This is a genomic window from Paraburkholderia hayleyella (assembly GCF_009455685.1).
Classification (GTDB): domain Bacteria; phylum Pseudomonadota; class Gammaproteobacteria; order Burkholderiales; family Burkholderiaceae; genus Paraburkholderia; species Paraburkholderia hayleyella.
This window is the reverse complement of the sequence record NZ_QPES01000001.1, coordinates 1-22,587: the sequence shown is the minus strand read 5'-3', so window position 1 is coordinate 22,587 and position 22,587 is coordinate 1. Positions and strand designations below refer to the sequence as shown.

General features: G+C 54.1%; 18 protein-coding genes and 2 pseudogenes. 15 read left to right on the top strand and 5 right to left on the bottom strand.

The window, feature by feature from the left end:
- Positions 1-44 precede the first annotated feature (44 nt).
- The 10 genes from GH657_RS00095 to GH657_RS00055 all read left to right on the top strand — a co-directional run bounded on the left by GH657_RS00095 (position 45) and on the right by GH657_RS00055 (position 10,342).
- Positions 45-758: a GntR family transcriptional regulator gene (locus GH657_RS00095; protein WP_153098782.1), complete on the top strand. Its 714-nt coding sequence runs from the start codon at positions 45-47 to the stop codon at positions 756-758.
- 107 nt (positions 759-865) lie between these two features.
- Positions 866-1,663: an SDR family oxidoreductase gene (locus GH657_RS00090; RefSeq protein WP_153098781.1), complete on the top strand. Its 798-nt coding sequence runs from the start codon at positions 866-868 to the stop codon at positions 1,661-1,663.
- A 45-nt stretch (positions 1,664-1,708) separates the two neighbouring features.
- Positions 1,709-2,641: a 3,5-dioxohexanoate:acetyl-CoA acetone transferase gene (kce, locus tag GH657_RS00085; protein WP_153098780.1), complete on the top strand. Its 933-nt coding sequence runs from the start codon at positions 1,709-1,711 to the stop codon at positions 2,639-2,641.
- 62 nt (positions 2,642-2,703) lie between these two features.
- Complete coding sequence (locus GH657_RS00080; RefSeq protein WP_153098779.1) at positions 2,704-4,053, top strand: MFS transporter; 1,350 nt, start codon at positions 2,704-2,706, stop codon at positions 4,051-4,053.
- Between the two features lie 770 nt (positions 4,054-4,823).
- The gene (locus GH657_RS00075; RefSeq protein WP_174769835.1) at positions 4,824-5,036 is read left to right on the top strand and encodes a hypothetical protein; all 213 of its coding nucleotides are present in this window, start codon (positions 4,824-4,826) and stop codon (positions 5,034-5,036) included.
- A 1,161-nt stretch (positions 5,037-6,197) separates the two neighbouring features.
- The gene (locus GH657_RS00070; RefSeq protein WP_153098777.1) at positions 6,198-6,944 is read left to right on the top strand and encodes a hypothetical protein; all 747 of its coding nucleotides are present in this window, start codon (positions 6,198-6,200) and stop codon (positions 6,942-6,944) included.
- A 642-nt stretch (positions 6,945-7,586) separates the two neighbouring features.
- Positions 7,587-7,790 carry a hypothetical protein gene (locus tag GH657_RS18450; protein ID WP_343031256.1) on the top strand — a complete coding sequence of 68 codons (204 nt, stop codon included), beginning with the start codon at positions 7,587-7,589 and terminating at the stop codon, positions 7,788-7,790.
- 259 nt (positions 7,791-8,049) lie between these two features.
- Positions 8,050-8,232 (top strand): DUF3320 domain-containing protein, encoded by a 183-nt coding sequence (locus GH657_RS18480; protein WP_174769834.1) that lies wholly within the window; start codon positions 8,050-8,052, stop codon positions 8,230-8,232.
- Between the two features lie 30 nt (positions 8,233-8,262).
- Positions 8,263-8,469 (top strand): hypothetical protein, encoded by a 207-nt coding sequence (locus tag GH657_RS17940; protein ID WP_174769833.1) that lies wholly within the window; start codon positions 8,263-8,265, stop codon positions 8,467-8,469.
- Between the two features lie 115 nt (positions 8,470-8,584).
- Positions 8,585-10,342, top strand: a complete 1,758-nt coding sequence (locus GH657_RS00055; RefSeq protein WP_153098774.1) for a DUF4236 domain-containing protein — start codon at positions 8,585-8,587, stop codon at positions 10,340-10,342.
- 17 nt (positions 10,343-10,359) lie between these two features.
- Here the strand turns inward: GH657_RS00055 and GH657_RS00050 are convergent.
- Positions 10,360-10,782: pseudogene (locus tag GH657_RS00050) on the bottom strand (transposase); the annotation flags it as partial.
- Between the two features lie 222 nt (positions 10,783-11,004).
- On the opposite strand from GH657_RS00050, the gene GH657_RS00045 reads away from it, so the two are divergent.
- A complete protein-coding gene (locus GH657_RS00045; protein ID WP_153098773.1) occupies positions 11,005-11,253 on the top strand; it encodes a hypothetical protein in 249 nt (82 codons plus the stop codon).
- Positions 11,254-11,726: 473 nt separating this feature from the next.
- Here the strand turns inward: GH657_RS00045 and GH657_RS00040 are convergent.
- A pseudogene (locus tag GH657_RS00040) lies at positions 11,727-12,424 on the bottom strand (transposase); the annotation flags it as partial.
- A gap of 97 nt (positions 12,425-12,521) precedes the next feature.
- Between GH657_RS00040 and GH657_RS00035 the strand changes: the two are divergent.
- The 4 genes from GH657_RS00035 to gapS4b all read left to right on the top strand — a co-directional run bounded on the left by GH657_RS00035 (position 12,522) and on the right by gapS4b (position 16,924).
- A protein-coding gene (locus GH657_RS00035) for an IS3 family transposase (protein WP_153098772.1) occupies positions 12,522-13,621 on the top strand; the annotation gives its coding sequence in 2 pieces (ribosomal slippage) (positions 12,522-12,783 and positions 12,783-13,621; 1,101 coding nt in all).
- A 194-nt stretch (positions 13,622-13,815) separates the two neighbouring features.
- On the top strand, positions 13,816-14,823 hold the full coding sequence (locus GH657_RS00030; protein WP_174769832.1) for a nucleoid-associated protein: 1,008 nt from the start codon (positions 13,816-13,818) through the stop codon (positions 14,821-14,823).
- Between the two features lie 2 nt (positions 14,824-14,825).
- Positions 14,826-15,767 (top strand): GapS4a family protein, encoded by a 942-nt coding sequence (gapS4a, locus tag GH657_RS00025; protein ID WP_153098770.1) that lies wholly within the window; start codon positions 14,826-14,828, stop codon positions 15,765-15,767.
- On the top strand, positions 15,764-16,924 hold the full coding sequence (gapS4b, locus tag GH657_RS00020; protein WP_153098769.1) for a GapS4b family protein: 1,161 nt from the start codon (positions 15,764-15,766) through the stop codon (positions 16,922-16,924). The genes gapS4a and gapS4b overlap by 4 nt, the downstream gene beginning before the upstream one ends.
- Before the next feature lie 180 nt (positions 16,925-17,104).
- On the opposite strand, the gene gyrB is transcribed toward gapS4b, so the two are convergent.
- The 3 genes from gyrB to dnaA all read right to left on the bottom strand — a co-directional run.
- Positions 17,105-19,576 (bottom strand): DNA topoisomerase (ATP-hydrolyzing) subunit B, encoded by a 2,472-nt coding sequence (gene gyrB, locus GH657_RS00015; protein WP_153098768.1) that lies wholly within the window; start codon positions 19,574-19,576, stop codon positions 17,105-17,107.
- A 113-nt stretch (positions 19,577-19,689) separates the two neighbouring features.
- A complete protein-coding gene (gene dnaN, locus GH657_RS00010; protein ID WP_153098767.1) occupies positions 19,690-20,793 on the bottom strand; it encodes a DNA polymerase III subunit beta in 1,104 nt (367 codons plus the stop codon).
- Positions 20,794-21,048: 255 nt separating this feature from the next.
- A partial coding sequence (gene dnaA / locus GH657_RS00005; protein WP_153098766.1) for a chromosomal replication initiator protein DnaA occupies positions 21,049-22,587 on the bottom strand: 1,539 nt, incomplete at its 5' end.

The following is a 22,587-nucleotide window of genomic DNA, read 5'->3' as shown; positions in this document are numbered from 1 at the left end:
ACGTGATCACACATCACATGCTGCCTGTCTCAATGGAATATCCGATGGCCTCCCGTCTTGCTTCATCTTCTATGTCACCGCTCACGGTGATCTCACACAAGACCATTGCCGACAAGGTCTATGAGCAACTCCGCGAGGCCATCATGAGTGGCCGCTTTGCGCCTGGGCTGCCACTGAGCTTGCGCAGCGTGGCCGATGCGGTAGGTTCTTCCACCATGCCCGTGCGTGCGGCGCTAACGCGTCTTCAGGCGGAGGGCGCGTTGATCGATGGGCCTGGGCGGGCGTTGGTGGTGCCGCCCATGACGCCCGGTCTACTCGAAGAACTGCGCGATGTGCGCATTGCGCTCGAAGGTTGTGTCGCGGAACGCGCCGCCACGCGGATGACCGAAGCGAACCTGCATGAGCTGCAAACGATCTTCGATGAGATGAACGTTCATGCACAAGCCGGTTCGTCCAGCGCATATCTGCACGGCAACTTCGCTTTTCACTCGTATATCTACCGCCACGGCGCGAGCGATCTGACGCTCGCCACAATTCAGAACATGTGGCTGCGGATCGGCCCGTTTTTCAATATCGCTGCCCCGGACATTGCGCATATGCAGCGCTCGATGCTGTCCCATCGCCAGATTATCGAAGCCCTTTGGCAACGCGATGGGGGCGCGGCTAAAGCGGGCATCGCGGCCGATATCTACACCGCAGCTGAGAGCCTGCTCGAACGCCTTCATCTGCATGCCGCCGCTGAGCTGAAGCACGGCTAGCCGCAGAAAAAATTTAAATCCAGCCCAATCAAATTTGGCGAGGCCGCTTACCCCGGTCTGGCCGCGCAATCCTTGTTTGTTAATCCGCTTTTTAAAGGAGCCATGCTGTGAGTGTGTTGAACCTGTTGCGCCCTCGTGCCGGGTTGCGTGCACTGATTAGTGGCGGGGCTGCGGGCATCGGTCTTGTGATTGCCCGCGCCTTTGTCGAAGCCGGCGCACGCGTGCATGTTTGCGATGCAAGCCAGGATGCGCTCGCTGCGATGCATGCCGATTCAGATAACGCAGGCATCTCATCGACGCTCGCCGACGTGGCCGATGAAGCGGCCGTCGCGCGTGTTTTTAGCGATGCTGAACGTCAGCTTGGTGGTATCGATGTGCTGTTCAACAATGCCGGCATTGCCGGTCCAACAGGCGGCATCGACGAGATCGATAGCGCGGACTGGGAACGGACCATCGCGGTTAATCTCAACGCCCAGTTTTATTTCGCTCGCCGCGCGGTGCCGCTATTACGCGCGTCTCCTGGCGGAGGTTCGATCATCGCGCTGTCATCGGTTGCTGGGCGGCTGGGCTACGCTTACCGCACACCCTATGCGAGCAGCAAATGGGCCGTGGCCGGTTTGACGAAGAGTCTTGCGATAGAGCTGGGCCCATCAGGCATTCGGGTCAACGCGATTCAGCCGGGCATTGTGCGTGGGCCGCGCATGGAGCAGGTGATCGCAGCGCGAGCCGCTCAACTCGGCTTGTCTTGTGCCGCGATGGAAGAAAAGTACCTCGAAACAATTTCATTGCGCCGTATGACCACGCCTGAAGAAATCGCAGCTACGGCGCTTTTTCTGTGTTCGCCAGGCGGGCGCGGCATTTCCGGCCAGACGATTTCGGTTTGCGGCAACGTCGAAACGCTATAGGCGTCGACGCTGCCGAGCAGGATCACTACTTCCAAGGAGCATGACATGGCTGCCTCCCGCAAGGTCATCATTACTTGTGCGCCAACGGGTGCGATTCATACGCCCTCGATGTCGCGCTATCTTCCCGTCACACCGCAAGAGATTGGCGATGCCGCAATCGCAGCCGCCAACGAGGGTGCAGCGATCCTGCATCTGCACGCGCGCGATCCCGAAGATGGCAGACCGACACAAGACCCCGCTGTGTTTTCCGAGTTCTTGCCGCGTATCAAGGAGAGTACCGATGCAGTGATTAACCTGACGAGCGGCGGCAGCCCGCATATGAGCGTCGAAGAGCGGCTGCGTCCCGCGCATGTCTTCATGCCTGAAGTGGCATCACTCAATATGGGGTCGATGAACTTCGGTTTGTATCCGATGCTCACGCGCTTCACTGAGTTGCAGCACGATTGGGAATACTCGCATCTCGTCAACAGTCGGGACCTCGTTTTCAAGAACACCTTTGCCGATATCGAATACATCCTGACGTCGTGCGGCGCGAATGGCACGCGTTTTGAGTTTGAGTGCTATGACATTTCCCATCTCTACAATCTTGCGCACTTCGTCGAGCGCAAGCTGGCCGAGCCGCCGTTCTTCATTCAGAGCGTGTATGGACTGCTGGGAGGAATTGGTCCGCACCCCGAAGATCTGATGCATATGCGCCGCACGGCGGATCGCCTGTTCGGCAGCGATTACGTCTGGTCGATTCTTGGCGCTGGCCGTCACCAGATCCCGTTGGCGACGCTCGGTGTGGCGCAAGGCGCCAACGTCAGGGTGGGGCTGGAGGATTCGTTGTGGCTCGAGCCCAACAAGCTTGCTGAATCAAGCGCTGCACAAGTGCGAAAAATCAGGCAGGTGATCGCTGGGCTTTCGCTTGAAATTGCCACGCCGCAAGACGCCCGGGCGATGCTGGGCCTCAAGGGGAGTGCGCACGTGAACTTCTAGACGAAGTCTTGATAAGGCATCCCGCAACAGGCACTAGCTACATCATAAAAACGGAGACTACGATGTCCTTCCCGCGACGACAAACAGACCAGCCCTTATCCGACGAGGCGGCAGCTCTTAGCAAGGCAATGCTGCGCAAGCTGATGCCGCTTCTGGTGATGGTGTACGTGGTCAGCTTTCTTGATCGAACCAACATTGCGCTTGCCAGGCAGACGATGGGGATTGATCTGGGTATTTCAGCCGCGGCATATGGACTGGGTGCGGGCCTGTTTTTTCTCACCTATGCGCTCTTCGAAATCCCTAGCAACCTGATCATGCAACGTGTGGGCGCGCGGCTCTGGATCACGCGGATCATGCTGACTTGGGGCGTGCTGTCGATGGGCATGGCATGGGTTCAGGGCGAAACCTCGTTCTACGTGATGCGTCTTTTGCTCGGTGTGGCAGAGGCCGGACTCTTCCCGGGCGTGATGCTGTATCTCACGTACTGGTTTAACCGCGAAGAGCGGGCGCGAGCGACCGGCTATTTTTTACTGGGCGTGTGTGTAGCCAATATCGTCGGAGGGCCGCTGGGTGGCGCATTACTGGAACTTGATGGGGTGCTTGGCTGGCATGGCTGGCAATGGCTTTTCGTTTGCGAAGGGCTGCCCACGATATTGCTGGCGTATATCGTGTGGCGTGTGTTACCGGATGGTCCTGCTTCGGCGCGATGGCTATCGCAACAGCAGGCGGCATCCCTGATGCAGCGGCTGGCCGCCGGACAGGTCTCGGAAAGCAAGAATAAGTGCGGGCGTCATGCATTGTTCCGCGTGATTCAGGACAAACAGGTTTGGCTGGCGATCTTCGTTTACTTTTGTCATCAACTGACGATCTACACGACGATTTTTTTTCTGCCCAGCATGATTGGCGCATCAGGTCACTTCTCGCCATTCATGATTGGCATACTGAGCGCAACGCCATGGATCACCGCGGCGATCGGCGCGGCCACCTTGCCACGTTTTGCCAGCACGTCAAACCGTAGCCGTGGGTTGCTGATGATCGGGCTCCTGACGATGGCAGCGGGTCTGCTGTTGGCGGCACATTCGAGCCCAGCAATTGGCCTCATGGGCCTGTGCCTGTCGGCGACGATGTTCTTCGTGGTGCAGTCGGTGATCTTCACGTTTCCCTCGTCGCGGCTACACGGTGCCGCTCTTGCCGGGGGCCTCGCTTTAGTGAACTCGTGTGGCTTGCTCGGTGGTTTTGTCGGACCTGCTGTCATGGGCTGGATCGAACAGTCGAGCAGCAACCCGATGCATGGGCTGGTGGTTCTGGCCAGCGTGCTAGTTCTGGCAGCCGGGTGCAGTGTGGCCTTGCGCCATGGCGATGAGGAACAGATGGGCCGCCATGCCGCACGCCGCCCAACCCATCTCGCGTGAGCTTTAGCCTGGCATGGTGTCCGGTTTGACTTCGGCCAGCGTGCTGGCTTCGTCTGTGCCCCGGGCACGGACGCGGGATCCGTTTTGCGTTGCGCGCTTTTTTCTGCCACTCGGCGAGTACTTTCGCTTTTCCAGTACTGCGCTAGTTTGTTAAGTTTTTCGACATGATGCGGTGGCACACGTCTAAAAAACGCATCGGGATTATCGAGAATAAACGGACGCATTAGATGCGTGTCCTTGTTCTTTTCGAAAAACTGCTCGCAGAATTCCTTGACACGGCTAGCGGGTATCGCCGTGCGATTTTCGATTTCATCTTCGATGGCCATTAAGGGGTCCGGCGTGACCGCATTGACCCAAAAGATTGGATAGGGCGTGCCGTTGGTGACGCCCTTCAGGTCTTTGCGTCCTTCGTAGTAAAGCTGAAGAGGCCCAAAGGCCCACGTCTCGGGCAGCTTGTCGAGCGTATGCGCCAATACCAGGGCGAGATCTACAGACAGCACAAAACGGCGCGGCGAAGCCACCGATCTCACGCGAAAACCCGTGTCGATCGAGGGGCCGATGAAGTCCCTGATACGTGCGTTGTCTGGCGTCGATGTCGAATCTTGAGCTCGGCTTGCCGCTGCATGTAGCCGCGACAGATTGCCGAAGATGTAATCGCCATTGTCGCAGGCGACCAGCCCACCCGCGGCCTGGTGATCGAGCATCACCTCCGCGTTATTCACCGGAAAACCCGCCAGCCAGGCGGCGCATTTCAGATCGAGTTCGACACTGTGCTGCTTGATTCGCTTACGGTATTCCTGCGCGGTTTGCAGCCATGCCGTGACGCAGATGTAGGCTTGCCGATGATCGGTCAATACCTTGGTGAAAATCAGTTCATCGCCGGCCACTTTCCACACGGTTGGGCGCTCGCCAATCGCCCAGTCATGAGGCGTGCTTTGCGCATGACTGGAAATGGCATTCCAGCGTTTATCGAAGATGGCTGAAATCTGCTCATAGAACTCAAGCGTGGGTGAGAGCCATGGCTCGGACGGAATGTCTTCTTCGAACGTTTGCTCGGTCAGCGTGCTGCTTTTGTGCGTGAAGATCTGTTTGAACAGCATCGACCCTGTGATATCCACGCTCATGAAAATGCGTAGCTTCGGTTGCAGAAAATCGGGAAGGTTGTGCAGGTCCGGCAACAGGGCGTCCGGCATTTCGTTTAGGTTGTCGTTTTTCATTTGAATTCGGGTTCTAGATGCCCGATAAATTAAAGGCTCAATGATTTCGCGTACACGCTCGTGCTGGAGGTGAACACACCGCATTGCGGAAGCCAGGACAGTAAGGCCGCCATCCATGGCATGAGATGTCTCCGTAAATATTTATTTCGGCATTTTTTGCAAAACGCTAAGCCGGTTTCCTTCGAGGGCTGGCGATTCGCTACCGACATGTGTGCGGTTAACAGCACCTGGGTTTCAGACGCGCAGCCATTCGATACAAGCGTGAAGGCCTGGGCAAGTTGCATCGTGTGCGCTACGGGCGAGGCATGAAAAGACGTCATAACTTGCACCACCTCAGGATTGCCCTGCATCTCCTGACAAAGGAAGATTATTTTTCGAGTCAGAGATTGGGGTCTGAACCCCCTGTTTATACCGTGACAATTTCAGGATATCAAGGACGAAATATGCGGTTTGAATGCGTGTGATCACTGCAGCCAATTTGAGCTTCCCAGAATGGGCAAGCGCGTTGGGTGCCGCAAAGATGAGCACCGCTTTATTGACTTAGTGCAAAACAACAATGCGGGCTTGAATCAGCCGGATGCCTGGACGTTTTCCTGCAACGCATATCGGGCCGTGTGGCAGGGGTGCCATCTCATGGTCAGACCTGATGCCGATTGTTAAGCAAATTTTTCCGGTATGACGCATGCCCTGGAACGTTTGGTGTGGAGTTGTCACTTAGATTGGAATAAACCGGATATTTTTTCGAAAGTTTAACGGTGATAATTGGGTAATTAATTTAAATATGGTGTATTACAGTCGTGAAATAATTTCAATATTCACGGAAGCAATTCGCCGGGCGCTGACCTAAATAAAAACTCTGAAATTAATGACGAAAATAGTCCGCTAATTTCACGTGCTTTTTAACAAAATTAAAAAAGGAAAGAATAGATGCGGCGAGTCTCGAGCTTCCTTCCCAAAACACTCAATGTGCAACCGCCAGACGCTGTTCGCAACACGGCAATAGATTCTATTGCTAGCAGTTGTCAGAAGCGTATTGACGACGCGTCTCATTTGTCAGAGGCAGAGCGGGTGACCGCAAAAGAATGGCTTGAAAAGCTCAGGGCAGACGGTGTTGTCGATGTACCCGATAACGAGCAGGAGCGAAAAGCCGCTGTAGGCGGTATTCAATGGGCCATGGAAGCAGTTTTGCGGGGGATCCAATACATCATTACGCCGGAGCGACCCACGCCTCTTCGTACCTGTGGCGAAGCGCTGTTAGCGCACGGTCAGGCTGAACGTAGGGCGGGCCTCATTCAGCGCGTGCAACAGGGCGATCCGCTACATCTCGTGTTCTGCAAGGCGGGCGTTGGAACGCAGACGGAGGATGCCACTTACCGTCGTGAAGTGTGGGATCGGTTTGCGGACTCCGGAACGTTGCAGGAGCATTATTTAGCGTATTCAAAAGAGACGTTTCCCGCCGAGCACAGTGGTGCATTTATCATCGGCTCGCATAATGGCGCAACGGCCGTATTCGCCATTCACGCAGCGCAGGTGGACAAGGTGACTCATGACAAGGTCTTAAGGCTATACCTGGGCGTGCCGGAAACGGGTTCCAGTGATCCACTTGACGCGGCCCTGAACGGTTGGAAAAAATTTCTTGAGGAAGAGCAAATTCCGTTTGCTGGTTGCAATTGAACGGTTTTGCCATGATAAAGACCGTGTGATGAGGGCGATCAATTTGTGAAATGCGGTTAAGAACGTCTTTGCTATCTTCTGAGTAGTAGCTGACGATTAACGATGCTCACGTTAAAGAATAGCTATGCGTTGCTATCTGCCTAGCTCAGTTACGATATTTTTGTAAGCTATTTTTATTATTTGGACAGCCATATGGTATGGAATGTAACTATCCCCTACTATGGGCAAACTCATTAAATCGCTATAACATTTTTCTCAGATTGGCTGGCTGTGGAGGGTCGGTAACACTTGGCTGATGGGGCGGGGTATGGCATTCAGATGCACTCTTGTCTCTTGGTTTTCCAGTGTGGGACGCTATCGGCGCAATGGTATGTGCGAAGCCGGTCATAAATGATAGCGCTGTAAGTTTCAATTACGTCCAGATGGTCAGCATGAGCGCGGCGAAGCGCGGATAAACAGGCCAGAAGCGAAAGCGCTCGGAGCAGATAGACCTGCCGAGAACTCAAGCCCTGGGCGGGCGTGACCTAAAGCACTTCCTGGAGTTTGCGGACTGCGGTGCACGTGCTCTAGGCGCGGCTGTCGCCGGTAGCGTGTCCGTTTGAGAAAGCAGTATCGAACGCGCTCACCGAAAAGGGCTGGATTTTGCATCCTCAGGTTGGCGTTTCGGCGCTTCGAATTGACCGGGGTGTCGTCGACTCAGACGCACCTGAGCGATACCTCGCTGGCGTTGAGTGCGATGGTATGACCTATCATCGCTCGGCAACAGTTCGTGACCGTGACAAATTGCGAGAGCAGGTCTTGTGCGGGCTCGGCTGGAACATTCTCCGCGTTTGGTCGACCGACTAGTGGATTGATATGCGGCGAACCATCGAAAAAATTCATCAACAGTTCGAGACCTTGCTCGTCGAACAGCGAGCAAAGCGAGTCCTGGCTGAGCAAGACGACGATCGTTACAGAGCTGGGCATCGTGGACGTCATGGCAATGCCGGACGAACAAGTGGGCTCTTCGGCGGAGACCTCTGTTCATTCGTCGGCGGATGTTGATGCCAATACTTTTTCCGATACTTCCTGAAATCCGACACTTTTGCGGCTAATTGAGCACGTCGTGCGCGTGGAAGGACCGGTTCGAGATGAAGTTTTGGCGCGTCGTATCGCCTGGGCGCATGGCTGGGTTCGGACGGGTGCAAGAATTCAGGATCGTGTGATGCGACTGGCATCGCAGCACTACAGCGAAGACACAGAAGAGGTGGGGACATTCTGCCGTGTTAAAGATACCTCGACTAGCTAGCAAATTCGATTCCGGCGGCCTATCGGTGGCGTGGCACGTTCAGTCGATGAAATTTCGCTTGTTGAACTTCGGGCGCTCGCATTTGAGATGCTGCGGGCAGGGTGTGATGAAGAGTCTGGCATGCCAGCAATGGCACATGAAGTGGGTCTTCGCAAGCTCAACGCAGGTAACAGAATGCGTCTGGAGATGGCTTGGCTAGATGCGATGAAGGCCAATTCTCTGAACGCTGACGCTTGAGACTGAAACGGCCCGATGGCCGGTACGGCAAGTGTCTGGCCGTTGGAAACCGGCAGTATTTCGCCTTGTCGGGCAGATGGCATTAGCTCGTTAGACAAGGTGTTAGGGGGATGACATGGGTTGGAGCTTCAGGAAAAGCATAAAAATTGCGCCCGGTATTCGCATCAATTTCAGCAAGAGCGGAATTAGCACGTCTTTCGGTGGCAAAGGCTTCACTTACAACACACGTGGCCGTGTCACCATAAGTATTCCGGGGACCGGCATCAGATATACGACCGGTTTAAAAGGCAGGAAATTGAACCGTCTGGAGAATCACGGAGCTGCGAGCAAAAACATTGGCTATATGAATACTGAGAACCTATCAAAAAGAGAACAGGCTACACAGGACTTCGTTCATAAGGTGCAGTCAAGAACAACGAATGCATTGGTACAGTATTTTCTTTCGCATGGCGTTTTTGTTGACGATGCTGACATCAGCGAAGCCGTCATGCTTGAAGAGCATCAGCCGTTCCTCAACACACTCGCTCAAGACCTTGCGTTGACAACGAAGGCCATCAATCTGTCCATCGATATTGGTACGGTTTCGCTTGCCGAGAAAGAGAAAGCGATGCTGGCGGTCTACGAGCTGGAGCACAAATGTGCGGCGGCTCATGGAACTCATGGTGAGCTGAAGACAGCCGCGAATGCTCTTATGGCCAGAGTGCAGGCATGGCCAAGTGTCCCCGGATTTGTTGGTTCTCTGTTCACGGCATTGTTGGGATGTTTTCTGATGGCGGTATTTAGCGTGCCTATAGGGCTTGCTTTAACAGGATTTGCACTTGCCTATGGTGGATACAAGACACTCAGTTTCATGCAGAAGAAGGCAGCTTCCTCGGAAGCCATTAAGGAGGCGACCGAGTGGTTCGAGTCTCAACTTGTAGTAGAGGTGACGCCGCGGCCAACTGTTCATTTGGACAATGACTACGTTGTGTTCAAGGCAGTAGCGTCCTCAGTAGTCATTGCAGTGGCCGTCGTCTACACCCTCATCGTATATTCACATCATGTTGCTATTCGTGGCGAGGGCGAGCCGGCGATGCTCCAATCTGATACGACGACGCCGGCTATCACTGGTTCGAACGGCGTGGTGCCTGGCATTGCCACAGTCGCGGCATCTGGTGTAAAGCGTCAGGTCCAAGACTTCAGTTGGCTTGTTGGTAAATATCCTTCGGATGTCTTGAATGACAAACGATTCCGCTCTGCATTTAACGGGATTTCGAGAGGCGACTGGAAAAAAATCGCAGAGCGGCTCGCCGTGACGAACTCAGCAGGTATTCAGTTGCAAGACGGCTATCTGGTCGGACAAGGTTGCAAGAAACATGAGTGCGGTACCGAACAGGTCTCTTTTGCTATCAATGAAGCGACTGGCAAAGGAGTTTTGGTCGTCAAGCAAACCCCGAATGCCGTAGATGGTGATTCTGTAAAGACATACCAGTGGCCTGACTTGCCTGTTCGTGCGACACCTCTATTGAGTTGGGCGCAGAAGAGTAAGGGATCAGCATCTGTTAGGGACGAGACAGTCGTGACGTACACAGCGCAATTGACTCCAGTTACTTCGTTTCAACCAACCAGTTTTGATTGTTCGAAGGCTTACTCCGACGCGGAGCACATCATCTGCAATGACGCCGCATTAGCTTCAGATGATATTCAATTGGCTGCAATTTATGCCAAGGCAAAAGCCGCAGTGGATGACCCCGTTGCGTTCAAGGCGCAAACCCGAGCCCAGTGGAATTACCGCGAGCAGCAATGCCATGACCGAGAATGCCTCGTACGGTGGTACGCCGACCAGAAAGTTGTGCTCGCAGCAATAGCTGAAACCGGTAAGGTCGCTCAGTAGCGTAAATGCGTCATCTTGACCGAACTGATGAACTCGGGCGAGACCCAGGTGCCGTACTGTTCCTGCAGGAAGCCCTGAATCCCTCGCACAGCCATGCCCCACATGTACATCGCAACGATCTTGTCGTCGAAGCCTGAGAAGCGTTGTTCGTGTTTGAGAATTAGAAGAGGCTCGAAGCTGCCGTCGTGCTTGCGTGACACCTCGATACGGATTGGACCGTCTTCGGTCGGAATCATCCTGGTGCCTTTGCCATTGCACTAGTTCGTTACGCTGGCCGGTTTGACGGTGCCCGGCAGATAGCCCGGATGGTGGTTCATTTCGCCACCCAGCGCCCGCTCGATCAGGGCTTTCTTGAGTGCCTGCGTTGCAGCATTGATGGCTTCGGCTGTCATTGACCCGTTGCCGAATTGCTCAAGCAGTTCAGCGGGAATCGTCAGCAACGCTTATATCGGCCGAGATGCTCTGTTGAACTATTCTCATTATTCAGGTTAGCCCATGGTGGGAAATAGAGTTATTCACTACCATGAATAAACCCATTAAATTGTTATGGCTATTTTATCGAATTGGAGAGCCATGGTGGGCCAGTAACATTTGATCGATGGGCCGGCGCATTGCTCTAGATGCACTTGTCCCTTATTCCTATAGCGCATTAGGAGTGGTGTATGGCTACCAATAAAAAGCAGACGTCTTCTCGTGTTGCCTCGACTGCCGGTAAAACACTGGGTAATTCTTCGTCGAGCTCACTTCAAAAATCGCTTGCAGGTTCAGCATTGCGCCAGACAGGCACTCAGGCTCAAACTGGCGCCGACATTGAGGCCAAAGCATCCAGGGCGCTGAAGGATTCTAGATCGAGCTCTGTGACCAAGGTTCTGGCCGGCACGGTTGTATCGCAGTCGAACAAGAAGCGGTAGCTACAAAAAGCAAAGATAAATAAGCAAAGAAAGACTGCGTGCGTTTTGGATGGTGCTGCACGAATTGCAGCCATTCGGTTTCACGAAACAGTGTGATGCTTTGCGTAACATGATTTATGCGCTCGGCAGGTAATTTAAATCTCAGCGCAAATAGCGAAAGATATTTCACCTACGTGCAGATCATTACTCATTCAGGTAATGAGCATTCCCTCACCCTCAAAGAGAGTAAATAATGGAAAATATGACAGCCTTGACCGGTAGCATTCAGGATTTTCGTCAGTTGAAGGGTAATGACATTCTGAATCGGGTTGGCCCTTTTTTTGAATGGCAGGAACTTCGCCGGAAAGCAGGTGTTTGGACATTAGGCCGTTCAACTGAGCGAGGGCCACATAATTTTTGTGAAGTACGCAGCGATCGTGGAGAACTGTGTGTCGGGGTAAATTTTGCCTCGCAGGATTATCTAAATTTATCCATGCTTCATGCGTAGCATCATCGACCACCGTCAGGTTCTTGATGACACGGCCTTCCGCTGTCCGCTCAAACACGAAATCCATCGACCAAACCTGATTAGCCGCCGACGGTCGCCCCAGCGGCTGACGATCCGATACCGGCACCTTCTTTCGCTTGCCGCGGCGCACCTGCAACTCCTCTTCGGCATACAGCCGCTCGACCCGCTTGTGGTTGATTGTCATGCCCGACTGCCGCAGCTTCAGGTAGATCATTCCCGAGCCGTAGCGGCGATGCCGTTGAGCCAGCGCCACGATCTGCGCTCGCAAAGCCACATTACGGTCCGGCGCTGGCTGGTAACGATAGGTACTCGCACTCATGCCGATTACCCGCAAGGCTCGGCGTTCGCTCAAGCCTTGCCCGGTCATATGGCGCACCAGCCCTCGGCGTGATGGCGCGCTCACCACTTTTTTCGCAATGCCTCGCGTGTGACCTCGTTTTCCAGCATCGATTCGGCCAGTAGCTTCTTCAACCGGGTGTTCTCGACTTCCAACTCCTTCAGACGCTTAGCGTCTGGCACGCTCATGCCGCCGAACTTGCTACGCCACAAGTAGTAGCTCGCTTCCGAGAAGCCGTGCCGGCGGCACAACTCCTTGATTGGGATGCCCGTCTCGGCTTCCCCAAGGAATCCGATGATCTGCTCTTCCGTGAATCGCTTCTTCATGTCCAATCTCCTGACTACTGACCTCCCCCGAAAAAACGTAGCGGCGAGAAGTAGAGATTTCTGGCAAATTTGAAGCCCTGACGGGCGGGAGGTTTGCATGAAGAAATCCAGGTACACGGAAGAGCAGATCGCGTTCGCGCTGAAGCAGGCTGAACTGGGTACCCGGGTGGCAGAAGTGTGTCGGAAGATGGGTATTTTCGAAGCCACGTTCTACAACTGGAAGAAGAAGTACGGCGGCCTCGGCGTTTCGGAGTTGCGGCGCCTAAAGCAACTCGAAGAGGAGAACGCCCGACTCAAGCGCATGGTGGCCGACCTAAGCCTCGACAAGCAAATGCTTCAGGAGGTGGTGCAAAAAAAGCTGTGAAGCCAGCCCGTAAGCGCGAGCTGGCTGATTTTTTGATTCAAGCGTATCGGGTGAGCATCCGGCGTGCGACAACACTATTGCAGCTACGCCAGGCCACGTACTTCTATGTGCCGAGCCCACGTGATGACCGTGCCGAGCGCCGGCGCATCCGGGAGATTGCCGAAACTCGGATACGTTACGGCGTAGAGCGCATTCACGTTCTGCTGCGCCGCGAAGGCTGGTTGATCAATCACAAGAAAACCTACCGAATCTACTGTGAAGAGGGGCTGAACCTGAGGCGTAAGCGGCCTCGCCGTCGTGTCGCTGCCGCACACCGTATGGAGCGCCCCGAAATCTCTACGGTGAATGCGTGCTGGAGCATGGATTTCGTGGCCGATCAGTTGTTCAACGGGCAGAAAATCCGGGCCTTAACTGTGGTCGATAACTTTAGTCGGGAGAGCTTGGCGATTACCGTCGATTACGCCTTGAAGGCTGCCGATGTGGTGGCAACGATGGGACATCTAAAAGCGCTGCGAGGTGCCCCGAAACGGATACAGGTCGATAACGGGAGCGAATTTATTTCTCATGCGCTGGATCACTGGGCGTATGAAAATGGCGTAACGTTGGACTTCTCCCGTCCTGACAAACCCACGGACAATCCGTTCATCGAGTCATTTAACGGCAGTTTTCGGGATGAATGCCTGAACGTGCATTGGTTTCTGTCACTGGACGATGCCCGAGAAAAGATCGAAGGCTGGCGACAGGATTACAACGACTTCAGACCGCATAGTTCGCTAGGCGATTTGACTCCGGGTGAGTTCCGACTTGCCCACCATGAAGCCGGAACTCTCTAGGCCAAAGTGCTCGGTTATCCGGGGGGAGGTCATTGTCACTACTCAGTGCGGCACTGACTTGCATGGCGCTCGGTGAATGCGCACAACGGGACTCGTCGTACAGGCTTTCCGGAATGAAGTTGGTAAAACATAATGTTACATTCCGGACTACAGATGACGTTAGGTGGTACAACAAGTCCAGCCAGGGGGAATCAATGCTTGATGTTAGTTCAGCAAGGGTCACGCACTGCGTGGTCCATCGAGTAGGAAATCGCTTGCGGGAAGAAGGCTGTGAATTCTCACAGCAGGAAGTGCGCGGGACTGCGGAATTGCACGGCACGTTACTTAGACACTATCTCACACCACTTGCAAAATCAGGTGAAGACTTTGAGTTTTATCACGAGTCTGATATCAGCTTGAATTCTGTAAAGCAGTTCTCCACGCGAATACTAGTTGACGTTGGAAATTTTTTGAACGTCAGCCAGAACATTGCCAAGCACCTCTATTCGATTTCAACGCACCCAAGCATTGCGGAGGGTGAATTCATCGTAATTCTTTTCCAGGATGTGCGAATTGACGGCGCATCACATGCGGCACTTGGGCTTTATAAGATTGAGCAACGTGAGACATTTTTGGATATAGAAAGATCAAATGATTCCATAAATCTCATAGAACTGAACGGAATTCCAGTAACCAGCATCCAGAAAGGCGCTCTGATTGTTGGGGGAGACGTTGGTGTCTTCGTCAAAGAATCAGGCAGTCAGCAAACAAAATACTGGGCAGAGCTTTTTCTGAAAGCGAGGCCAAGGCAAACCAGAAAATCGACGTCCAAGCTAGCCGCAGAATTTGTTAAACAAGTCTGTTCAAGGATTGACGTGGAGGCCGGAATGTCGCTACGTCGAGATTTGGTCGACATTTTTTCCGCCAATGAAACGATCAATTATCGAGACGTAGAAGAAGTCTCTGAGAGATATTTAGATCGCAATGAAGTGAGTAGGCTGACGCAGCAGCTTGAGGATCATGCCGGCTTTTCGGCGTTGTCAGAAAGCACAGTAGATTCAGCGCTTCTCAGTCGTCAAGCCAGAAGCGTGCTCCGCCAATACCCACTAGGTGACGGGATTGGCCTAACCATCGCTAACCCCAAGGCTCGCTTGGACAAATGCTCGGTGAGTAAGACGAAGAATGGCTATCGGGCCATTATTGATATCGAACTTGGAGAATAAGAATGGCAGGGGAGAAATCAAAAAGCTCCGGTGAAATCGGAGAGAAGATCGCTGCTGGGCTTTTGGACCGAATCGGATGGCGCAAGAGCTTAAAGAACGTTCCCGTAAAATGTAACACACCCACGCATAGGAACGAAAGCGGAAATCAACGGACGAGTCACGGTGAGGATCAGATATTTCTTTACAACAATCCATTCCATGACTCAAGAACGGATGTGGTACATGTCTCGGTCAAGAACAAGCTCGGCTCCTATCCTGCATCGGAAGCTACATTAAAACGAGAATTCAAGGAGCATCTAGCCGAGCTTTACGAAGTGATCGAATGTGCCCGTTATAGCGAAGAGATTTCTCAAGCGACGAGCTCGTTCAAGGCGCGCAGAAAGGTCTCTCACTCCGGGCTCCTGATTTGGGTGCATAACGATGCAGAAGATATCGAGAGAGATATTAAGCCCGTCTTGTCGAAAATCCGTTTGGAACCAGGATCGGACGTCCCTGTTTATTTGATCGACAGCGGGCGTGCGGGTTTCGTCATGAAGGTAATGGACGACATCGAGCGCCGCCAGAAAAATTGGGCATTTTTCTTCCCAGTCATTGGTACGGTCACTACCGTGGACGAAGCAAGAACTGGCACATTTCTGCCCCTCGAGATAATTGCTTCGGACGTTCTCCCCATCATTATGTACGAGGGCGGCAAGATCGAGATGATTATTTATGCAAATCAGGCTTTCAGTACGGATGCATATAAGAAGCTGATAGCCTACGGATTGAGATTTTGTACAAGCCTAGTTACAACCATAAAAATCGGCATGCCGGATTACAATCCGGCGACTGACAAAGCGGCTGCGGATCTAGCGAGATTGGCCTTTTCAGACCGTAATGAAGTGATTGAGCCTTTCTCTTTCAATCGCTCAATTTTGACTCTTCTGAATGAGGCGCAATCATGAGTGCAGCTAACGCTATTGATCCCAAGTCCAGCATTGTGTCCGGCTCGGATCTCCGAATTCTCCTAGGCAGTGAACACCTTAGCTATGGAGAAATCTATGGGACACTCAAAGAAAAGGGGGTATTCGTTGGAAACTCCGATAAGGCAATAACTGTCCCCCTTCTTTGTTCAACGCTTTTAACCCCGGATAATTTCACAAGGTTGATTGAAAACAGTGTCAGTCGCGAATCGCAGCCAAAGGTTAAGGTGGCTGGCTTGGATTTGGTGGCAAAAGAGGTGGATTGGATTACTCCGCTGAAGAAGAGTCTCTTTGATGGATCCTTTGATATGCTCGACGAGGCTTCGGGTGTGAATTTCGTTACCAGCCCAACTCTGGTTGTTTCTGATGCAAATAAAATCACAATTCCGTATCAGATTCAGCGGCAAGATTTCAGCAAGGACTGGATTCACCGAGAACTTAGCTTCGATGCGCAAGTGACGATAGAGCGTCAAGGTGGTGGGCTGAAACTTGCATTCACTTCGATACATTCGTCGAAGGAAACTGAGCTTGTCAATAAGAAGATCACATCGCGAATTGCAAAGGTGCTTCACGGTGAGAATCTCGTCAAGGATGAAGAACCGCTTTCTATGACCTTTGGATCTTTGGACAATGAAGAGCGCATTAGGTACTTCAAGCGACTGACCGCAGGGCATGCCGGATGCTTAATGCCTGGTTGCGTAAATGACATCGACATCTGCCTGGATGCCGATGGCCCCGCTTTGCCTGATGATCCTCAAATCGCTTGGATGAAACAAAGTGTCCGGCGATTTAATGTGGATGGCGATAGGCTGAATGACATCTTTCTAATTAACGACGAGAAATACTATAAGCATTACTATATTCTGCGAATGGATGTGACGTTTCCATTCGTAGTCGCGGCAAACCAAGGGGAATGCCGCGTTACCTTCTCGTTTAGTGGATCAAGGTCGGTTAGTCCTAGTTCAGAACTAGTATTTGAGGTGGTGCGATGGGTTCATAAAGACTCTCCGAATGCAGATGCAAAGAAGCTTGTCTCTTCTGAGGTTCAGCACGCTCTACGGTCGCTAATCGAGCAGAAATTCAACTTGGTGACTTCTGAGCGGGAGGCGGCGCAAGAAAGCGCTCTTGCTGGAGCTTAGATTCTGGAGCCGGCAGGCATGCAAAAAAACAGCGGCCACCCCATTTAAGTGGTCGCTGTTCGTTCCGACACAGTGGCAGGCTAGACGCCATAAACCCGACCTATCGAGGCGCATCCATCAATAAATGTCTCAATGGATGCTTCCCAAAATCTCAGGTTATGGTTCCCGCTACAAACAACCTCAAACATCAATATTCCCCGCCCTCAACGCATTAGATTCAATAAACGCGCGGCGCGGTTCCACATCATCGCCCATCAGCGTCGTGAAAATCCCATCCGCTGCAATCGCATCCTCGATCTGCACGCGTAGCAAACGGCGCACATTCGGATCCATCGTGGTTTCCCACAACTGCGCAGGGTTCATTTCCCCCAAGCCTTTATAGCGTTGCTTGGACACATTTCGTTCAGCATCCGCGATTAGCCACTTCATCGCCCCTTTGAAGTCGCTCACCGCCATACTCCGTTCGCCACGCTTGATCATCGCACCCGCACCGATGAGCCCCTTGAACGTATTCGCCGTATTGATCAACTGCTGATAATCCGCCGTCAGCTGAAAATCCTCATCAATCACCGATACCTTCACATTGCCGTGATGCCGCCGCTCCACGCGCAGCGAGCGCGCTTCGCGTACCGGGTCGTAGGTCGGATAAACATTCACCTCGGGCTTCAAAGCATCGCTGCGCAGCTTGGCTTGCAAGGCATCCGCCGATGCTTGCGCCGATTCTTCGCTTGAAAGATCCAGCGTCACGCCATCCATCACGGCTTCCAGCGCATGGGTGTCGTACAACCGGCCCAGGCGCTCAACGACAGCCTGCGCCAGCAGATACGAACGTGCCAGTTCGCCCAGCGCATCACCGGCGATAGGTGTCGCGCCTTCGGTTGCGATCAGCTCCGAGCCTTGCAGCGCGAGGCGCAGCATATGGGCATTGAGTTCCGCGCCGTCTTTCAGATAACGCTCATCCTTGCCGGCCTTCACTTTGTAGAGCGGTGGCTGCGCGATATACACAAAGCCGCGCTCGATCATGTCGGGCATCTGACGGTAGAAGAATGTCAGCAGCAGTGTGCGGATGTGCGCGCCGTCCACGTCGGCGTCGGTCATGATGATGATGCGGTGATAACGTAGCTTTTCGAGGTTGTAATCGTCCTTGCCAATGCCGCAGCCCAGCGCGGTAATCAACGTGACGATCTGTTCCGACGAGAGCAGCTTGTCGTAGCGTGCTTTCTCGACGTTTAGCACCTTGCCGCGCAGCGGCAAAATAGCCTGAAACTTGCGGTCACGTCCTTGCTTGGCCGACCCGCCTGCTGAATCGCCCTCGACGATATAAATTTCGGACTTGGCAGGATCTTTCTCCTGACAGTCCGCGAGCTTGCCTGGCAAGCCGACGCCATCCAGTACGCCTTTCCGCCGGGTCATCTCGCGCGCCTTGCGCGCGGCATCGCGTGCCCGTGCTGCATCGACGATCTTGCCGCAGATGATCTTTGCGTCGTTGGGTGTTTCGAGTAGAAATTCTTCGAGCGCCTTGGCGATGACGTCTTCGACGGGGGCGCGAACTTCGGATGAAACGAGTTTGTCTTTAGTCTGGGCGCTGAACTTGGGCTCAGGCACTTTCACGGACAGCACGCATGACAAACCTTCACGCATGTCGTCACCAGAGGTTTCGATCTTGGCCTTCTTGGCGATTTCGTGATCGGTGATGTATTTGTTGATTACGCGTGTCATCGCGGCGCGCAGGCCGGTCAGATGGGTCCCGCCGTCGCGTTGCGGAATGTTGTTCGTGAAGCACAACACGTTCTCGTTGTAGCTGTCATTCCATTGCATGGCGACTTCAACGCCTACGCCATCTTTCTCACCGCTCACGTAAAAGATATTCGGATGCAGGACGCTCTTGGCTTTGTTGATGTATTCGACAAAGCCTTTGACGCCGCCGACAAAAGCGAAATCGTCTTCCTTGCCAGTGCGCTGGTCGCTTAAGCGAATCCGTACGCCGTTATTCAGGAACGACAGCTCACGAATACGCTTGGCGAGGATGTCGTAGTGGTATTCAACATGACCGAAGATTGTGTCGTCGGCCATGAAATGTACTTCGGTGCCGCGTTTTTCAGTGTTGCCCGTCACGGGGATCGGCGAGAGGTTTTCGCCATTGACGGTTTCAATCACGCGGTTTTGTGGCACGCCGCGGTGAAATTCCATGAAATGCTTTTTGCCGTCGCGGCGCACGGTGAGCCGCAGCCACGCCGAGAGTGCATTGACGCACGAGACGCCCACACCATGCAGTCCGCCGGACACCTTGTAGCTGTTCTGATCGAATTTGCCGCCAGCGTGCAGTTCGGTCATCACGATTTCAGCGGCACTGCGCTTCGGGTCGTGCTTGTCGTCGCGCTTGATGCCGGTTGGAATGCCGCGGCCGTTGTCGGAAATGGAAATGGAGTTGTCCGCGTGAATGATTACCTGGATGTCGTTGCAATGACCGGCCAGGGCTTCATCGATGGAGTTATCCAGCACCTCGAATACCAGGTGATGCAGGCCCGTGCCATCCGACGTATCGCCGATGTACATCCCGGGCCGCTTGCGTACTGCCTCCAGACCTTCGAGGATCTGAATGGACGAGGCGCCGTAGCTGGTATCGGGTTGTGTGTGATTCGTTTCAGTCATGGATTTTTTCCGGTTCTGCGTGACAACTTCATTGCTGCTCGGGACTTTTCAAAACGCCATAAAAACGCCAAAGGGGCGCTGTGCCCCTTGGTGTCTTGATCGTGTCGATGGTGTCAGATGCGCATGGGCATGACGACGTATTTGAATTCTTCGTTATCGGGAATGGTGATCAGTGCGCTGGAGCTCGCATCGCCCAGGCTGACCTGCAACATGTCGACCTTCAGGTTGGCCAGCACGTCGAGCAGATAGGTGACGTTAAAGCCGATATCGACGCTATCACCGTCATAAGCGACTTCGAGCTCTTCCTGGGCTTCTTCCTGATCGGCATTGGTGGACATGATCTTCAGTTGGCCTGGCTCGACGATGCAGCGCACGCCCTTGAACTTGTCCGACGTCAGGATGGCCGCGCGTTGCAGCGAACGTTGCAGCTCGTCGCGGCCAATCAGGAACATGTTTTTGTGTGACTTGGGAATCACGCGCTGGAAATCCGGAAACTTGCCTTCGACCAGCTTCGACACCATTTCAACCTGGCCAAACGTGAATTTGGCCTGGGTAGCCGCGATGTCGATTTTTAAGGGGTCATCGATATCTTCCAGCAGACGTTGTAGCTCAAGAATGGTTTTACGCGGAATGATGACTTCCTGGCGCGCGAATGAGCCTTCGATTTTCATGGAAGAAAACGCGAGGCGGTGGCCATCGGTGGCGACGGCCATTAATTGGTCACCGTCTACCACGAGCAGCATGCCGTTCAGGTAATAGCGGATGTCTTGCTGCGCCATGGCGAAATGCACCATGCCGAGCAACTGTCGGAAGGTGCGTTGTGGCACGGCCAGGCTGGCGTTGAATTCGCTAGTCTGGGCGAGTGTTGGGAATTCGTCGGCGGCAAGGGTTTGCAGCGCGAAGCGGCTTTTGCCGGATTGAACGGTCAGACGCTTGTCGGACAAGGTCAGCGTGACTTGGCCGTCGGGCATCGCACGCAGGATATCGAGCAGTTTGCGCGCGGCCACCGTGGTGGCGACGGTGTCGTCGCCGACGCCGAAATCGGCGTGGGTGGTGATCTGGAGTTCGAGGTCGGTGGAAAGGAACGACACATCAGCGCCGCTCTTGGTAATCAGCAAATTGGCGAGGATCGGTAACGTATGACGGCGTTCGACAATGCCGCTGACAGTTTGCAGCGGCCTGAGGAGGTTATCGCGTTCGGTCTTGACCAGTTGCATAAAATTCCTTCGTTGATATGACGGCCTGTGATGACGGCCTGTGCGTCCCGCCAGGCGGCTTTATTACTGGGGCCAGAGCGTCTCCCGGCAGCACCCGCATTTGCGCTATGTCGCGCCGGCCACGGCCTGAAACCGGCCCATGCCTGCCAAATGGATAATCCGGTATTGTGCCTCAAAATAAAACCGTTCCCCCGAAATGGGCGTGCGGGGCGAAATATACAGACCGGCTTGCACCTTCATGCTCTCGCGGCAGGGTCAGCCTTTGAGGGTTTGTTCAAGCACGTGTAGTTCATGGTTGAGCTGGGCGTCCTTGCCGCGCTCGTCCGCGATCTTGCGTACCGCATGCAGCACGGTGGTGTGATCGCGGCCGCCAAAAAGCTCGCCGATCTCGGGCAAGCTTTTTTGTGTGAGTTCCTTGGCCAGATACATCGCAATCTGGCGCGGCCGGGCGATATTGGCTGGCCGCTTTTTGGAATACATGTCGGCAACCTTGATGCTGTAGAAATCAGCAACGGTTTTCTGGATGTTTTCCACCGAAATTTGCCGGTTCTGCACGGTGAGCAGATCTTTCAGCGCTTCTTTGGTTAGTTCGATCGAAATCTCGCGGCCATGGAATTTCGAAAACGCCAGAATTTTGCGCAGCGCGCCTTCCAGTTCACGGACATTCGAGCGCAAATGCTTGGCAACGAAGAACGCGACGTCTTCGGACAGGCTGACGCCTTCGGATTGCGCCTTGCGCATCAGGATGGCGACGCGCATTTCGAGCTCGGGTGGCTCGATGGCGACGGTTAGCCCAGAGTCAAAACGCGAGATCAGACGATCATCGATGCCGGAAATCTCTTTCGGATAGGTATCGCTGGTGATGATGACCTGAGCCTTGTTGGCGACGAGCGCTTCGAACGCGTAGAAAAATTCTTCCTGCGTGCGGGATTTTCCGGAGAAAAACTGAATGTCGTCGATGAGCAGCAGGTCGAGCGAGTGGTAATACCGCTTGAAATCGTCGAATGCCTTGCGCTGATAGGCTTTCACGACGTCGGAGACGTACTGTTCCGCATGAATGTAGCGAATGCGCGCGCCGACCCGGTCGACCAGCAACTGGTTGCCAATGGCGTGAATCAGGTGAGTTTTGCCGAGACCGACCCCGCCATACAGAAACAGCGGGTTGTATGAAATACCGGGATTGTCTGCCACCTGGATCGCGGCGGCGCGCGCTAGCTGGTTAGCCTTACCGGTCACGAAATTATCGAACGTCAGCGCGGGGTTGAGCTTGGAGCGCTCGTACATCGAGTCGGTTTCGCTGCTTGCATTGGCGCTGCCTGAGCCGGGGCGCCATGTGCGGCGTGCTGCTGCGGCCTCGTGCGCGTCCAGGCTGGGCAAGTCGAGATCGGCTGTGTCGGTGGAAGCGTTGTCCTGGAAGCGTCCTGTCTGAGCCGCATGGACGGCGTCGATGGCCGCATTGATTGCGGCGGCTCCAGCCGCCTGGCGTCCTTGCGCGGCTGGGGGCTCGGCCCGGGGCGGGGCCGCGGCGCCAGACATGCGCACGCCAGCCTTGGGATCCAGCACGAACTGGACTTCGACGGGCGCACGCCAGAAATCGCGGGCCATATCCGTGATGCGGCCTGCAAACTGGCTTTTGACCCAGTCAAGTTTGAAGCGATTGGGAGCAGCAATGCTGAGCGTGTTTGCAGCGGCATCGAAGGCGACTGGCGCCAGTGGCTTGATCCACGTCACGTACTGCTGGGGCGTTAGCTCGCGCTCCAGCAAAGCGGAACAGTGTTGCCAGAAATCGTTCAT

Coding starts and splice junctions, on each gene's coding strand:
- GH657_RS00095 (WP_153098782.1), top strand. CDS start 45: ATGGCCTCCCGTCTTGCTTCATCTTCTATGTCACCGCTCACGGTGATC.
- kce (WP_153098780.1), top strand. CDS start 1,709: ATGGCTGCCTCCCGCAAGGTCATCATTACTTGTGCGCCAACGGGTGCG.
- GH657_RS00080 (WP_153098779.1), top strand. CDS start 2,704: ATGTCCTTCCCGCGACGACAAACAGACCAGCCCTTATCCGACGAGGCG.
- GH657_RS00070 (WP_153098777.1), top strand. CDS start 6,198: ATGCGGCGAGTCTCGAGCTTCCTTCCCAAAACACTCAATGTGCAACCG.
- GH657_RS00055 (WP_153098774.1), top strand. CDS start 8,585: ATGGGTTGGAGCTTCAGGAAAAGCATAAAAATTGCGCCCGGTATTCGC.
- GH657_RS00045 (WP_153098773.1), top strand. CDS start 11,005: ATGGCTACCAATAAAAAGCAGACGTCTTCTCGTGTTGCCTCGACTGCC.
- GH657_RS00030 (WP_174769832.1), top strand. CDS start 13,816: ATGCTTGATGTTAGTTCAGCAAGGGTCACGCACTGCGTGGTCCATCGA.
- gapS4a (WP_153098770.1), top strand. CDS start 14,826: ATGGCAGGGGAGAAATCAAAAAGCTCCGGTGAAATCGGAGAGAAGATC.
- gapS4b (WP_153098769.1), top strand. CDS start 15,764: ATGAGTGCAGCTAACGCTATTGATCCCAAGTCCAGCATTGTGTCCGGC.
- gyrB (WP_153098768.1), bottom strand. CDS start 19,576: ATGACTGAAACGAATCACACACAACCCGATACCAGCTACGGCGCCTCG.
- dnaN (WP_153098767.1), bottom strand. CDS start 20,793: ATGCAACTGGTCAAGACCGAACGCGATAACCTCCTCAGGCCGCTGCAA.